Below are 14,469 nucleotides of genomic sequence, written 5' to 3' on the forward strand. Positions count from 1 at the left end.
GCCGGCTCCGTACCGGTTCAGTAGTGGGGCAGGTGTTTTCCCCGATGTGGCGGGGGTCCGCCGAGGCGCACGGTGAAGGAGTCAATCCAAGCACCGCCCGGAAAAGAGCCCCCGACATGCCCGAGCTCATCGAAACCGGCACCGAACCGGCCGCCGCACCGGCCGAGCCGGCTCTCCTGACCGAAACCGCACCCCCGGCCGCCGCCCCGGCGGTCACCGCCCCGCAGGACCCGGCGGTCCCGGCCCTCGAACCGTTCCTGGACCCGTTGCGCGTCCCGCCGGTCCTGCGGCCCGAGACCGACCCGGAGAGCGGCCGCGCCGAGCTGACCGTACGGACGCGGCCCGTCCGCGTCCCCTTGCACTCGCAACTTCCCCCGTCGCTGATGTGGGCGTACGAGGGCCAGGTCCCCGGCCCCACCGTCGAGGTGCGGCGCGGCACCCGGCTGCGGGTGTCCTGGGCCAACGGGCTGAGCGGCCCGTACCCCCTGATCAAGGTGGAGACGCGGGTTCCGGCGAACATCATGCGCCCCGGCTACGACCCGGAGGCCGACACCTTCGACCGCCGGGTGCCGGGGCTGCCGCCCTGGACGGTGGTGCACCTGCACGGCGCGCGGACCAGCGGCGTCAACGACGGCTGGACCGACAACGCCGTACCGCCCGGCGAGACCCAGCTGTCCGAGTACCTCAACGACCAGGCGGCCTGCACCCTCTGGTACCACGACCACGCCATGAACATCACCGCGCTCAACGTGATGACCGGGCTGGCCGGCATGTACTGGATCAGGGACGACGAGGAAGAGGCGCTCGGGCTGCCGGACGGCGCCCGCGAGATCCCGGTCATCCTGTGCGACCGCAACGTGGACACCGACTGGAAGGGACGGCCGACCGGTGTGCTGATGCACAAGGTCCTGCGGGACGACGAGGACGTGCCCCGGCCGTTCTTCGGCCCGTACAACGTCGTCAACGGCGTCGTCCAGCCGCACCTGGAGGTGGCCGCGCGCTGGTACCGCTTCCGGATGGTCAACGGCTCCAACGCCCGCTTCTACACGCTGCGGCTGTGCCACGAGGACGGCACGCCGGTGGACCGGGAGCTGGTCGACCGGGCCTTCCACCAGATCGGCACGGACAGCGGACTGCTGCCCGAGCCGCAGGCGCTGCCGGAGCAGGGCCTGACCCTGGCGCCCGGCGAACGCGCCGACGTCCTGGCCGACTTCTCCGTCCTCAAGGGCATGCGCGTCCACTGGGCCGACGCCGCCACCAACCCGCCGGGGCCCGCGCCCTCGCCCGAGGTGATGCAGTTCCGCGTCGCGGACGAGGCGGCGGACGACCCGTTCACGCTGCCCGGCCGCCTGAGCCCGTCCTACGTACGGCTGAGCCACGCCACCGCACCCGACCACGAGCACCGCTGGGTCGTGCTGACCCCGCCCGCCGCGACCGGGATGCCGATGATGTGGGAGATGGAGACCGTCGAGGACGCCTCCTCGGTGCAGATCCCCAGCGACGGCATCGTGCAGGTGCAGCGCCCCGGGCGGCCCCTGCTGACCCTGCGGAGGGTCGCCGCGATGTTCAACGACACCACGAACTTCATGGTCCGCGAGGGCGGCTGGGAGCAGTGGAACGTGCTGAACCTGGGCGGGCCCGTGCACCCCTTCCACATCCACCTGATCCGCTTCCAGGAGACCCGGCGGCAGAACTACGACGCCCGCGGTTTCCAGCGGCTGTCCAACGGCGACGGCACGGTGCGCGGCTACGGCACCGTCACGCCCGTCACCTTCACGGGGGAGCTGCCCGTCACCGGCGCCGACCTCGGCTGGAAGGACACCGTACGGGTCGGCGACACCCGGCCCGCGCCCGCCGGGTCGGGACAACTGGTCTCCGTGCTGGGGCAGTTCGACGGCGGGTCCGGCCGCTACATGTACCACTGCCACATCCTCGAACACGAGGACGAGTCGATGATGCGCCCGTTCACCGTCATGCCCGGCGTGGTGATGGACATGCAGCCCGGCATGCACGGCGGCGGCCACGGCACCGGCCACGGAGGACACCAGTGACGACCTCCCCCGACCGCCCGTACGGCCCGCGCCCCACCCCGAAGGAGCGAACCACCATGAACACACCGACCGACACCCCGCAGCTCCGGCACCGCGACGGACGCCGGGTACGCGCCACCGGCGGCCAGACCCGCGTCCTGCCCGTGGAGAGCCCGGCCGAACTGGCCGAGCGGCTGCCCCTCACCTACCACGCGGCGCACACCGTGATGACCGCCCGGCACGACATCGTGCGGGTCCTGGACGGCCGGGACGACCGGCTGCTGGCCATCGTCGGGCCGTGCTCCGTACACGACAGGGCGGCCGCCCTCGACTACGCGTCCCGGCTCCGGGAAGCGGCGGCCGGGCTGGCCGACGACCTGCTCGTGGTGATGCGCGTCTACGTGGAGAAGCCGCGCTCCTGCCTCGGCTGGCCCGGCCTGGTCGGCGACCCCGGCCTGGACGGTGGCGCGGACGTCGGGCGCGGCCTGGCCGAGGCCAGGTCCCTGATGCTCGACATCTCCGAGTCCGGCCTCCCGGTGGGCTGCGAATGGGTCAACCCGGTCACCACGGCGTACCTGTCGGACACCGTCGCCTGGGGCTCCATCGGGGCCCGCACGGCGGCGAGCCAGGTGCACCGGGACCTGGCCAGCGGCCTGCCGATGCCCGTCGGCGTCAAGAACGGCACCGACGGTTCGGTCCAGGCCGCCGTCGACGCCGTACGGGCCGCCGCCGCGCCGCACAGCTTCCTCGGCGCTTCCGGCGCCGGACCGGTGGCGCTGCTGCGCACCAGCGGCAACCCGCACTGCCACGTCGTCCTGCGCGGCGGCGCCGAAGGCCCCAACTACGGCGCGGCGCACGTCCGCCGGGCCGCACGGCTGCTCGCCGGCGCCGGGCTGCCGGCCAGGGTCGTCGTGGACGCCAGCCACGGCAACAGCGGCAAGCAGCACGAGCGGCAGCACGCGGTGGCCGACGACCTCGCGGTACGGGTCGCCGACGGCGACACCACGGTGCGCGGTGTGCTCCTGGAGAGCTTCCTCGCGCCGGGGCGGCAGGAACCCGGCGGCCGCCCGCTGGTCTTCGGGCAGAGCGTCACCGACGCGTGCATCGGCTGGGGCGAAACCGCCCAGCTGCTGCGGGAGCTGGCGGGGGCGGCACGCGCCCGCCGCCGCGCCTCCTGCCCCGGCCCCCGCCGGGAGGCGGCGGAACGGGATTCCGCCGCCCTCGGCGCCACCCCCTTCACGGAGAGGACCTGAACCGTGTTCACCCCCCTGCGGTATCCGAGTACCGACCGCCACACGCCGGACGGCTGGGCCGCCACCGGCGACCGGTCCACCGACCGGCCCGCGCCACGCCCCTTCGACCTCGGTGACGTCGCCCGGTTCGCCAGCCCGCTGACCCGCATGCTGCTCGCCAGCGACGGCCTGACCACCACCCTGCTGGAGTCCGCACTGTCCACGCCCCTGCGGCTGCGCGTCCTGCACCAGGGCACGGCGCCCGCCGCCGAGCAGGACGCGCTGACCCGCCGCTGCCTGAGCCTGGGCCGGGACGAACGCGTCCTGGTGCGCCGCTCCGCACTGGCCGACGACGCGCTGACGCCCGTCTCGCTCAACACCGTCGTCGGGCTGGTCCCGGACGACCCGGCGCTGGCCGCGTGCGTCACCAGCCCGCGCACCCCGATCGGTTACGGCCTGCGGGCCGCGGGTGCCATGCGCACCCGGCGGCTGGTGGAGGTGGGCGTGGCCGGGTGGGAACACGGGGGCCGGGTGCGTCCCGCGGTGTTCAAGTCCTATGTGGTGCTCGACGGCGAGCAGCCCTGGCTGTTCATCCGGGAGCTGTTCAACCCGCGGCTGGTTCCCGCCGGGCAGGCCGGTCCCGAAGACGGCGTGGGCGACGGCGGCGTGCACGACGGCGGGGGCCGGGTGCCGGGGGCGGCCCGGCCGCAGCCGGTCGTCGTCCCGGCGCCGCCGAAGCAGCGCCTGCTGGGCCGTCCGCGTCCGCTCACGGAGGAGATCGGTACGGCCGGCCACGCCGGCTCAGCGGTGCCGGACCCGCATGCGGCGCTGGCGCCGACGGTGGGCGGGGAAACGTTCCTGCTACAGCTCGGCCGGCACGCCACGGGAGCGCTCACGACGGTGGCCGCCGGACTGGTGCACTACGCGGCCGGCACCCCCGTCACCGTCGTCACCGGCGGGCACCCTCCGCCGGGCATCCTGCCGCGCGAGGCGCGGTGGGTCGCCGAGGAGTACCGGGCCGCGGCCCGCTCCCCCGCCTGGCTGGACGACTTCCCGCAGCTGATGACCTTCCTCGACGCCTGCCCGCCCGCCATCGCGGGCCAGGTCCACTGGACGGCGGAAGGCGACCGCGTGCCGCGGCCCGGCGCCGTGGTGGGGTTCCGCCCCCGGCCGGGCCACCACCCGCGCGAGGTCGCCGCCCGGTGTACGGCGCTCAACCCCGCGCGGGTGCCGGGACGGCTCGTCCTGGCCGTACGGCTCGCCCCCGACCGGATCCTGGCCGAACTGCCCGCCCTGATCGAGGCGGTCGCCTCCACCGGCACCCCCGTGACGTGGGTGTGCGCGCCCCGGCCCGGCGGGAGCACGGCGGCGGCCGAGGCCGAGACGTTCTTCGACACCCACTACTCGGTGGGCAGCCGCCCGGGCGGCCTGCTGCTCGACGAGACCGGGCGCACCCCCGCCGAGGTGCTGCGGACGGTGCACGCCGCCGCGAGCGCCTGGCGCCCGGTGCCCTGACCGGACCCGTACGCCTCCCAACCACCACCGCACGCAAGGAAAGCGAGCATCTCATGTACCGCACGCCCCACACCGGCATCGCCCTGATCGACGAACAGGGCCCCCTCACCCACCGCGAACTGCGCGCCGCGACCGCCGCCCGCGCCGCCCGGCTGGCCGCCGCCGGACTGCGCCCCGGCGACCGCGCCGTGCTCTGCCGCCCGAACGGCCGCCACTGGGTCCTCGACTACCTCGCGCTGGCGGAGCTGGGCGCCGTGAGCGTCCCGCTGAACGCCGCCTCGGCGCCGGACGAGATCCGCCACGCGGCCCGCGACAGCGCCGCCGCACTCGTCCTCGGCGCGGAGGGGCCGGGGCCTCCGCCGCCCGGGCCCCCGGACCGCTCCCCCGCCACCGGCTTCTCCGGCATCGCGACCGTCGCCTACACCTCCGGGACCACGGGACGGCCCAAAGGAGCGCTCCAGACGCGGCGCGCCGTCCGGCTCGGCGGCGAGAACATCGCGCGGCGCCTGGCGCTCGGGCCCGCCGACACGGTGCTCAGCCCCCTGCCGCTCGCCCACACGTACGGCACCAACGTCCTGAACGCCGCACGGTCCGCCGGAGCCGCCATCGTCGTCCTGACCCGGTTCACCGAAGAGGCCGTCGCCGAGGCGCTGCGCCGGTACCGCCCGACCGTACTGGCCGGGGTGCCCACGATGTACCGCAGGCTGCTGGCCTGCGCCGACCTGCCGCTGGAGTCGGTCCGCTGCTCCCTGTCCGCGGGCCAGCCCGCCGGGGAACGGCTCGCCGCCGACTGGCAGGAGCGCTCCGGCGCCGTCTTCGCCGAGGGCTGGGGCATGACCGAACTGGCCGGCCTGGCCGCCCTCACCCCCGCCGACGACCCCGGCCACCCCGGCACCTCGGGGCCGCCCGTGGCGGACACCGGCGTCCGCACCGGCGAGGGCGGTGAACTGCTGGTGCGCGGCCCCCTCGTCACCCCCGGCTACCTGCACGCGCCGGAGGCGACCGCGCGGGCCCTGACGCCCGGCGGCGAGCTGCGCACCGGGGACGTCGGACGGGTATCGGCCGACGGCGGTGTCACCGTCCTGGACCGCGTCAAGGACGTGATCCTGTGCGGGGGTTACACGGTCTACCCGGCCGAGGTGGAGCGGGTGATCGCCGATCACCCGTCCGTGGCCGCGGTCGCCGTCACCGCCATGCCGGACGCGGTACGCGGCGAGTCCCCCCGCGCCTGGATCGCCACCGTCCCCGGCGCGACCGCCGACGAGGCCGCGATCCTCACCCACTGCCGGGCGCACCTGGCCCCGTACAAGATCCCCCGCCGTACGACGTTCCTGCCCGAACTCCCCACCACCGCGGGCGGCAAGGTCGCCCGCGGCCGGCTGCCCCGCTAGGAGACCCGCCATGTCCACCACCCCAACGAACGTCCTGGTCGCCGGCGCCGGGCCGGTCGGGCTCGCCACCGCCCTGCTGCTGCGGGCCCGCGGCCTGCCCGTGACCGTCCTGGAAGCGGCGGCGGAGCGGGCGCCGCGGCCCGGCAGCCGGGCGATCTTCCTGCACCGGCAGTCACTGGCCACCCTCGCCGCGGCCGACCCCGCGCTGGGAGCGGAACTCGTACGCAACGGACTGGTCTGGGGCGCGAGATGCACGTACTTCGCGGGCCGCGAGGTCCACCGCCGTACGTACACCCCGGCCCCGGCCGACCGCGCGCCCTTCTCCAGCCTGCCGCAACCGGTCATGGAAGAACTTCTGCGGGCCGCCTGCCGCCGCGCGGGAGCCGGCATCCGCTGGAACGCCCCGGTCACCGGCGTGGAACCGGCGCCCGACGGCGTGCTGGTGCGCACCCCGGACGCCGTATACCGCGCCGCGTACGCCGTCGGCTGCGACGGGGCGCGGTCGGCCGTGCGCCGGGCCGTCGGCGTCGGGCTGCGCGGGCCCCGCTCCCCGTACGCGTTCCTCGTCCTCGACGTCGCGGACGACCCCGCGCATCCGCTGCCCCTGGATCGGGCCTTCCACTACCGCGACCCGCGCATGGACGCCCGCAACGTGCTCACGGTGCCGTTCCGCGGCGGGCTCCGCGTCGACGTGCAGTGCCGTCCGGACGACGACCCCGACGCGCTCGGCGCGGCGGCGGACGACTGGCTCCCCGGCCTGCTGCCCGCCGGGCACGCCCGCACCGTCACCTGGTCCTCGCACTACCGCTTCCAGCAGGTCGTCGCCGACGCCCTCACCGACGCGCACGGCCGCGTGCTGCTGGCCGGCGAGGCGGGGCACCTCTTCGCGCCCTTCGGGGCGCGCGGCCTGAACTCGGGGATCGCCGACGCCGCGGCGGCCGCGGCGGCGGCGGCCACCGGTGACGTGTCCGGTTACGCGGCGGCCCGCCACCGGGCCGCCGTCCTCAACCGCCGGGCGGCCGGGCGGGCGCTGGCCCACCTCACCGCCACCGGCCCGTGGCACCGCGCCGCCCAGCGCCTGGCCGCCGCCGCTGCGCCCCGCTCCCGGCGCGCCGGCCGCTGGCTGGACTCGGCGCCGTACGGCCCGCGTGACGCCGGCATTCCGGGGAGCCGCTACTGAGCACTGCCGCCACACGTACCCCGCACACCCAGCCGCTCCCGTCCCACCTCAGAGTTCCCGTGCTTCACGCCAGTCACGACTGCCGCCGAACCTCCTTGCACAGCAGGGGAATTACTGCATCCTGGTCACTCGCGACGGTGACGACGAGGGGGCGCCGGTGAGGTCCCGACGTGACCTGCTGATCCGGGAGTACGTCGGGCAGCGGCTCGTCCGCACCGGTGGCGAGCACGCCGGCCACCCCGTCCTGCTCCTGCTGGGGCCGCGCGGCAGCGGCAAGACCGCGCTGTCGGGCCGCCTGGAGACCTGGGGCCGCCGGGCGCCGCTGGCCGCCCTCGACCTCGCGGCGCTCGACGACGGGGCCCACCACCCCGTCGACGTACTGGCCAGGATCGCCTTCCAGCTCAACGCCCGGCGGCGCGACTTCCCGCCGCTGGCCCTGCCGTCCTTCGCCGTCCTGCTGATGGCACTCTCCGCCGAGGCCGACCCGGAGAGCCGGGACGCCGCCCTGGGCCAGATGCGCGAGGCCCTGCGGACCGGCCGCGCGGAGGACCACTCCCTGGCGGTGCTGCGGGAACTGGTCTCGACGGTCGGCGTGCCGATGGGACTGCCCGGCTGGTCCGCCGCGGTCGTGCCGCTGATACAGGGGTGGCAGCGGGCCCGGGTGTGGTGGGGCGTGCACCGGCGGCTGGGCCGGGTGCCGCGGGGAGGGGCACGGCCCCAGGTGCCGGCGGACGTCCTCGTCGAGCTCAACCAGCACTTCCGGCACGGCACGGCCGCCCAGCGGGAACGCGCCGAGTCGGTGCTGCTGCAAGCCTTCCTCGCCGACCTCCAAGGCGCGTACACCCGGCACGGCGGCGACCGCGCCCGCACGCTCCGCTGCCTGGTGGTCCTCGACAACGCCGACAGCGAGCTGGGCGACGCGTTCCTCCAGGCCCTGGCCGAGGCGCGCGGACCGGAGCGCCCCGACCCGCTGGTGGTCGTCGCCTGCGCCGGCCGGACGCCGGAGGTGCTGCGGCAGCTGGAACAGGGGCCCCGGCAGCTCGGCAGCTACCTGTCGTGCTGGCAGCCGCCGGAGCGCGACGGCAAGCCGGAACTCTTCGTGCCGCGCGTGGTGAGCCGCCCCGGCGGCGGCGCCCGGCTGGAGGTCGCGCAGCTGCGCCCGCTGGACCGCGCCGAGGTGCAGGAGCAGGCAGGACCGTACGCGCGGCGGATGCCGCAGGCGGCGACGGCGGGCCTCACGCACCCGGTGGCGTGGCTCGGCCGTACGGTCCACGAGCTGACGCGCGGTCACCCGGCGGCGACCACTGCGGTGCTGGAGGCGCTGGAGGACTTCGCGCCCGAGGTGCCCTGCGGGCGGCGGCTGCGCCTGGCGATGGCCCCCGAGGGGCCGCACTCCGTCGCGGGCGTACTGCTGGAGCTGCTGCTCCAGGACCTGCCGCCGGAGCTGGAGGGGGCGATGCCGCGCGCGGCCGCCGCCGTCACCCTCGGGCAGGCCGCGAACGCCGCCGGCCTGTGGCGGCAGTCCGACGCCCCGCCCCGGCTGCTGCGCGGGCTCGCCCACGACGACCGGCATGCCGTACGCATCACCGTCGACGGGCACCGGCACAGCGCGCTGCCGGACATCGTCCGAAGGCTGCTGCTGGACCGGCTGGCAGTGGCTCCGGAGGAAGCCGGCGCCGCCCCGCCGTGGGACGCCGCGCACGAAACCCTGGCCGGCGCGGCGGAGGGGGGACGCGCGGCCGCCTACCACCGGTTGGCGGGCGGCGACGTCGCCGGCGCCGCGGCCTACCTGCACGACCGCTTCCTCGAAGTGTGCACGGGCGACGGGTCGGCGCAGGCGTGGTGCGAGGAGCTGTCCTGGATCCAGCGCGCGCCGCGCCGCTGGGAGGCGGACGCGCTGGAACGCACGGCGGGCGCCGAGTTCCGGCACCGGATCGCCCTGGCGCCGAGCCCGCCCGACCGGCTGATGGTCACCCGGCTGCTGGTCGCGGGCTGGATCACCACCCACCCGGCGTCCGACCCCTACGCGTCGCTGTGGTCCGACCCGCTGGGCGACCCGGCGGCCGAGCTGTACCCCAAGATCGCCGATGCACTGCAGACCCTGAGCGGCCGGCTGAGCGACGAGACGGACCACGACGTCCTGTGGCAGCGGGCGGCCGCCTACGAGAGGAAGCCGTGGTGACCGCCGGATGAGTGACGACGACCAGCTCGTACCGCCGCGGCCGCGCCCCCGCACCTGGCTGCGGGCCGCCGTCGCCGTGACCGCCGCTGCCGCCCTGGGCGTGGGCGGGTACCGGGCGTACGACGCGGTGTTCGTCCGGTGCGCCGACGGGGTGCGCGAACAGGGGCCGCTCGACGAGTGCGTGGGCGTCACCGACGGCTCGTACGTGTTCGACGCCTCGCTGCGGGACATCTCGGGGCAGATCCTCGCCGAGAACCGGCGGGTGGCGAAGTCCGGCAAGCCCTGGGTCTCGGTGGCCTACCTCCAGCCGATGACGACGGGCGCCGGCGACCGGGGCCGCGACAGCATACGCCGGGAGCTGGAGGGCGCCTACCTGGCCCAGCGCGAGCTGAACGACCCGCGGCGCGGCGGGCGCGGCGACTCGCCGCAGATCAAGCTGCTGCTGGCGAACAGCGGGGCGGGCTCCCGGCAGTGGCGGCCGCTGGTGGACCAGCTCAAGGAGATGAAGGACGGGGACCGGCACCTGGTCGCCGTGGCGGGACTCGGGCAGAGCCGCCGGACCACGCAGCAGGCGATCGACGCCCTGCGGGAGGCGCGGATTCCCATGATGGGCTCCACCGTGACCGCGGACGCCATCAACCGGCCGGGCCAGACCGGCTTCTGGCGGGTGGCGGCGACCAACTCGGACCAGGCGTCGGCCGCGGTGCGCCACCTGCGGGCCTTGCAGAAGCGCCCCGGGCAGCAGCACCCGTACCGCGTGACGACCATCAGGGACCGCAGCGAACAGGACACCTACAGCACCTCCCTGTACCGCAGCTTCACCGAGGCCGCCAAGCGCCACGGCCTCCAGGTCACCGACCTCGGACTGGCCTACAGCTCGACCGACCCCGCCACCGCCAACGCGTTCTCCTCGCTCGCCGACCGGGTGTGCGCCGACCCGCCGGACGCCGTGTACTTCGCGGGGCGGGGCCGGGCGCTGCGCGTCTTCATCGAGGCGATGGCCGCCGCCGGGCGGCGCTGCCCGACCACGGTGGTCACCGGCGACGACGTGATCGGCGTCTTCGACGTGCCCGAGAGCGACGAGGCCCGCCAGGCGTTCCGCAAGGTGTGGGAACGCAGCCGCCTCACCGTGCACCACACCGTGCTGGCCCACCCCGACCAGTGGACGAACGCCTACCCCGGCGCCGACAACCCGCTGCCGCAGTTCCGCGACGCCTACCGGCAAGACATCCGCCGCACGGACGCCGAACTGGCCGACGGACAGGCCATGATGGGCCACGACGCGCTGCTCACCCTGGGCGTGGCCATCCGCGACGGCGCCGGCCGGCAGGGCAGCGGCCCGGTCACCACCGGCAGCACCCGCCAGATGCTGTTGCAGATCAGCGGCAGCAAGCCGGTGTACGGAGTGAGCGGGCCGGTCCGCTTCGACGACCGCGGCGACCCGGAGGGCAAGCCGCTCGCGCTGGTCGAACTGCGGCCGGACGGCTCGTACGCCTTCCGCAAGGTCGTGTGGCCTTAGAACGGTGGCGGGCGGAGCGGGCCATCTCGTGGCTCACGAGAGCCCGCCTGCACCGTGGCCACCGCCTCCAACGACCACACCGTACGGCTGCGGTTCCCCGGCCCCGGACGGGTCGCCGACCGTGTGTGCCGGACCGCCCGGCCTCGCCTCGCCCGCAGCCAGTGGCACCAGCACCTCCCTGAGACGCCCTACCGGCCGCCGTGCCGGGAAGAGACCCAGGTGCGGGGCAGGAGTTGGCCTCCCTAGGACAGGGAACTCCTGGCCGCGGGAGAGGAGATGGGGAGCAGGACGGATGAAGCTCTGCGGGCCGCTCCTCGCACGCGGCCCGCAAAGCTCGTCACCACCGGGCTGGTTACAGGTTCGTCCACTTGTGCGAGGCGACGTTGTCGTTGATCGACTGACCGGCGCCGGTGCCCGTTCCCGCGTCGAACGGATAGGGCGTGAGGTCGGGGATACTGACACCGTTGTAGACGCCCCGGCGCGCTCCCGAGTAGTTCGGGCCGTAGTACAGCCAGACATCGTCCAGGTTGCCGGGATAGCCGTTGTTCCACAGGGAGGAGATCTGGTTGCGGCAGGCACCCCAGTTCGTGGAGTTACCGACGTAGGCGGCGCAGAAGTTTCTGTAGTCGGTGTCGCGGTACAGGTGGAGCTTGCCGTCGGCCTGGGCGCCCGTGGGGGCGGCGAGGGTGGCTGACGCGGACGTGGTCCGGCTGGTGCCGGGGGCCGCCTGGGCGGCGACCGGGAGGAGCCCGGTACCCAGGGTGGCGAGGGTCGCCCCCAGGACCAGTGAGCGTGACATGCGCATGCCAATACCTTTCGTAGTGAGGTGACCGGCCGGTGGTGAACGGCCGCTTCCGGTTCTCTGTGCGGATGGTGCGTCTTCTGCTGCCGTATCCCGACGTGTCAGCGCGTGTCGTCGATGACCTCGTCGGCACGGGGCAGGGCTCCCCGCTGAAGCCGCCGTGCGGTGTCCAGCGCGGAGCGGTACTGGTGGTTGAGCCGGACCGTGTACGTCCGGTCCAGCGCGTGTGCCGTGCGGGCCAGGCCGCTGTCAGCGGCACAACGAGCCTCGGCGACGGCGAGGCGGATCTCCTTGCGCTTTGCGAGTGCGGGTTCACCCGCGCCCGGCAGCGCGTCCTCCCGCAGCTGCGCGGGGCTGGCATAGGGATGGCCGGCGGCGCGCATGCAGCGTGCCCACGGCTCGACGGCCCGCCCGAAGGCCGGATCGCCCATGACCTGTCCCTGCCGTATCCCGGGAAGCGAATCCAGGGTCACCCTGGCCTGGAACCAGGCGGCCAGATCACCGTAGAGGACCCGCTCGGCATGTGACTGGCAGCCTTCGGCGCTGCGCTGCAGCACCGTCCCGTCCGGGGCGTGAGCGGTGACGCCGTTCGGGTCCCGCCCGTTGGCCGCCCGCAACGCCTGAGCCCTGCGGTCCGCGGGCAGGGAGCGGAAGTACCGCTGGTTGACGTCCTCCTCGCGGACCCGGGTCAGCTCGCGCTGGATGTCACTGCCGTAACCGTGTTTCCGCGCCCAGGCGACATCGTCCAGAACGTAGGGGAACTCCCGGGCCTGCGGAACGGGATTCTGCGGAACGGGGCGGTACTCGAAACCCTGTTCGCGCATGCAAGCACGCAACAGGAGCTGTTCCGCCCGGTACAGCCGGCTCTTCTCCTGAGCCGTGAGGTCCCGTACCACGGCGCCGGCGGCCCGGCCGGTCTGCGGCGGTCGTTGCTCCGCCACGACGACCCCGACACCCGCGGCCACACATCCGACGGCCACCGCGAGGAGCACCCCCTGTCTCACCCTCCGCCTTGTCACGATCACCCCACCTCCTCCTCGGCCCGGGCACGCTCGGTGCCCAACAGCCAAGAGATATAGCCGCCTTCGGAGATATAGCCGTCTTCGGTGTTCGGCGTCGGGCCGAGCGGTCCGAACAGTCAGACCCCGAACAAAGCCCGGACCGTACAAGCCCTGAGCCGGCCTTTCGTACGAACCACCCGGTCACCGACCGCCTTTCGCCCGCCGACCGGCGCGAGCATCGGGACGCCGGCACCCGCGCCGCGCCGCACTGCCGTGCGGCGCGGCGGAGTTGCCTCCAGATCGTTTCCGCCGGGGATGGTGGATGACCGATTCCGCGTGGACTGCCGGGCAGGGCCGGCGGCAAGAACCGACCGGGGCACGGCCGGCCCCGTTCGCTGTGCGTCGGTGCGGCGGCCCCCGTGACCGCTGCCCTTCCCGAAGATAGAGAGGGGAGGCGATTGAGACAACGACGTTCGCCCCTACCCGAAACCGCTCAGTAACCAGGCATCGTGCGCAGGGTGGGCCATGACGATGAAGGAGGCCGACCGGTGCCCCTGAGAATCCACTTCACCTCACAGGACCTGGCACGCATCACCATCAGCCGCACCCTGGAACTGCCGGTCAGCGAGGCCGTCATGAGCCTGCAGGTCCTGCGCAGACGGGACAACAGCGTCCATTTCCGTGCCTGGCGGCAAGAGGCCGAGGCCTCATTCCGCCTCTCCACGACCATGCTCTCCGCACTGATACCGGCAAGCGGCTGGGTCCCGGACTTCCTCACCCCCGTGGACAGGCACTCACCGGCGAGCGGCGTCTTCGAGACCATCAAGACGACATCCCCGCGTCGCATCGCGTCCGAGCTACGGCGCCTGGACCAACAGCAGCGCATCCCCGCCAGGCTGACCGGACTGGCGCGGGGCGATGCCGGCATCATGAACGCTCTGGTCGACGAATTGCAGTCCTACTACGACCACGCCATAGCCCCGCACGCGGCCGCCATCGGATCCATACTGTCGGCCGACCGCTCCAGGCTGGCGGACATCATGACCTCTAAGGGAACGGAGGCACTGCTCGGCCAGCTGCATCCGTCCCTGCACTGGGACGCACCGGTCCTGACGCTCCCCTACCCCCGCGACACGGATTTCGAGTTGCAAGGCCGGGGCATCCTGATCAGCAGCCACTTCTTCTGTGGTACGCAGCCGCGGGCCCTGCTCAACGACTACGACACCCCGGTGCTGGTCTGCCCCGCCTCGGTCGACCTCGCCCGCCAGCACATCCCGGGCGCGCCCGTGGATCCCACCACTTCATTGGTCGCGCTCTCCGCCGTACTGGGACGCACCCGCGCGCACGTACTGAGCGCGGTGGCGGACAACGCCCACACGACCACCGCCCAACTGGCCAACCGGCTCCACCTGTCCATGGCCTCGGTGTCGGAACACACCACCACTCTCCGGCAGGCACGACTGATCAACAGCTACCGCCAACGCAACACCGTCCGGCACGTCACCACCCCCCTCGGGGCCCGCCTCCTGTCCGAAACGCTCAGTGAGAGGCATGTGGTCCAGGGGTGTGAGATCACATGCTCACGCCTACCGAGCAACACGAGGCAGGGGATTTAGC

Annotated in this window: 10 protein-coding genes; 8 read left to right on the forward strand and 2 right to left on the reverse strand. The window is 74.1% G+C overall.

The window, feature by feature from the left end:
- Nucleotides 1-116: 116 nt before the first annotated feature.
- The 7 genes from ACH4OW_RS11035 to ACH4OW_RS11065 all read left to right on the forward strand — a co-directional run bounded on the left by ACH4OW_RS11035 (nucleotide 117) and on the right by ACH4OW_RS11065 (nucleotide 11,049).
- Nucleotides 117-2,051 carry a multicopper oxidase family protein gene (locus ACH4OW_RS11035; RefSeq protein ID WP_398026757.1) on the forward strand — a complete coding sequence of 645 codons (1,935 nt, stop codon included), beginning with the start codon at nucleotides 117-119 and terminating at the stop codon, nucleotides 2,049-2,051.
- Nucleotides 2,052-2,107: 56 nt separating this feature from the next.
- Nucleotides 2,108-3,283 carry a 3-deoxy-7-phosphoheptulonate synthase gene (locus ACH4OW_RS11040; RefSeq protein ID WP_398026759.1) on the forward strand — a complete coding sequence of 392 codons (1,176 nt, stop codon included), beginning with the start codon at nucleotides 2,108-2,110 and terminating at the stop codon, nucleotides 3,281-3,283.
- 3 nt (nucleotides 3,284-3,286) lie between these two features.
- Complete coding sequence (locus ACH4OW_RS11045) at nucleotides 3,287-4,777, forward strand: 3-deoxy-7-phosphoheptulonate synthase (protein ID WP_398026761.1); 1,491 nt, start codon at nucleotides 3,287-3,289, stop codon at nucleotides 4,775-4,777.
- 53 nt (nucleotides 4,778-4,830) lie between these two features.
- Nucleotides 4,831-6,168 carry a class I adenylate-forming enzyme family protein gene (locus ACH4OW_RS11050; protein WP_398026763.1) on the forward strand — a complete coding sequence of 446 codons (1,338 nt, stop codon included), beginning with the start codon at nucleotides 4,831-4,833 and terminating at the stop codon, nucleotides 6,166-6,168.
- Nucleotides 6,169-6,178: 10 nt separating this feature from the next.
- On the forward strand, nucleotides 6,179-7,348 hold the full coding sequence (locus tag ACH4OW_RS11055) for an FAD-dependent monooxygenase (protein WP_398026765.1): 1,170 nt from the start codon (nucleotides 6,179-6,181) through the stop codon (nucleotides 7,346-7,348).
- 157 nt (nucleotides 7,349-7,505) lie between these two features.
- The gene (locus ACH4OW_RS11060; RefSeq protein WP_398026767.1) at nucleotides 7,506-9,530 is read left to right on the forward strand and encodes an ATP-binding protein; all 2,025 of its coding nucleotides are present in this window, start codon (nucleotides 7,506-7,508) and stop codon (nucleotides 9,528-9,530) included.
- A 7-nt stretch (nucleotides 9,531-9,537) separates the two neighbouring features.
- A complete protein-coding gene (locus tag ACH4OW_RS11065) occupies nucleotides 9,538-11,049 on the forward strand; it encodes an ABC transporter substrate-binding protein (protein ID WP_398026769.1) in 1,512 nt (503 codons plus the stop codon).
- Nucleotides 11,050-11,401: 352 nt separating this feature from the next.
- Here the strand turns inward: ACH4OW_RS11065 and ACH4OW_RS11070 are convergent, their stop codons facing one another.
- Both ACH4OW_RS11070 and ACH4OW_RS11075 read right to left on the reverse strand, forming a co-directional pair.
- Nucleotides 11,402-11,848: a hypothetical protein gene (locus ACH4OW_RS11070; protein WP_398026771.1), complete on the reverse strand. Its 447-nt coding sequence runs from the start codon at nucleotides 11,846-11,848 to the stop codon at nucleotides 11,402-11,404.
- Nucleotides 11,849-11,952: 104 nt separating this feature from the next.
- Entirely contained in the window at nucleotides 11,953-12,855 is a 903-nt protein-coding gene (locus ACH4OW_RS11075; RefSeq protein ID WP_398026773.1) for a hypothetical protein, read from the reverse strand.
- A gap of 545 nt (nucleotides 12,856-13,400) precedes the next feature.
- On the opposite strand from ACH4OW_RS11075, the gene ACH4OW_RS11080 reads away from it, so the two are divergent.
- On the forward strand, nucleotides 13,401-14,468 hold the full coding sequence (locus ACH4OW_RS11080; protein ID WP_398026775.1) for an ArsR family transcriptional regulator: 1,068 nt from the start codon (nucleotides 13,401-13,403) through the stop codon (nucleotides 14,466-14,468).
- Nucleotide 14,469: the final 1 nt, after the last annotated feature.

Origin of the sequence: Streptomyces sp. NPDC017056 (assembly GCF_044332485.1) — a bacterium.
Lineage (GTDB): Bacteria > Actinomycetota > Actinomycetes > Streptomycetales > Streptomycetaceae > Streptomyces.

Coding starts and splice junctions, on each gene's coding strand:
- ACH4OW_RS11035 (WP_398026757.1), top strand. CDS start 117: ATGCCCGAGCTCATCGAAACCGGCACCGAACCGGCCGCCGCACCGGCC.
- ACH4OW_RS11040 (WP_398026759.1), top strand. CDS start 2,108: ATGAACACACCGACCGACACCCCGCAGCTCCGGCACCGCGACGGACGC.
- ACH4OW_RS11050 (WP_398026763.1), top strand. CDS start 4,831: ATGTACCGCACGCCCCACACCGGCATCGCCCTGATCGACGAACAGGGC.
- ACH4OW_RS11055 (WP_398026765.1), top strand. CDS start 6,179: ATGTCCACCACCCCAACGAACGTCCTGGTCGCCGGCGCCGGGCCGGTC.
- ACH4OW_RS11065 (WP_398026769.1), top strand. CDS start 9,538: ATGAGTGACGACGACCAGCTCGTACCGCCGCGGCCGCGCCCCCGCACC.
- ACH4OW_RS11070 (WP_398026771.1), bottom strand. CDS start 11,848: ATGTCACGCTCACTGGTCCTGGGGGCGACCCTCGCCACCCTGGGTACC.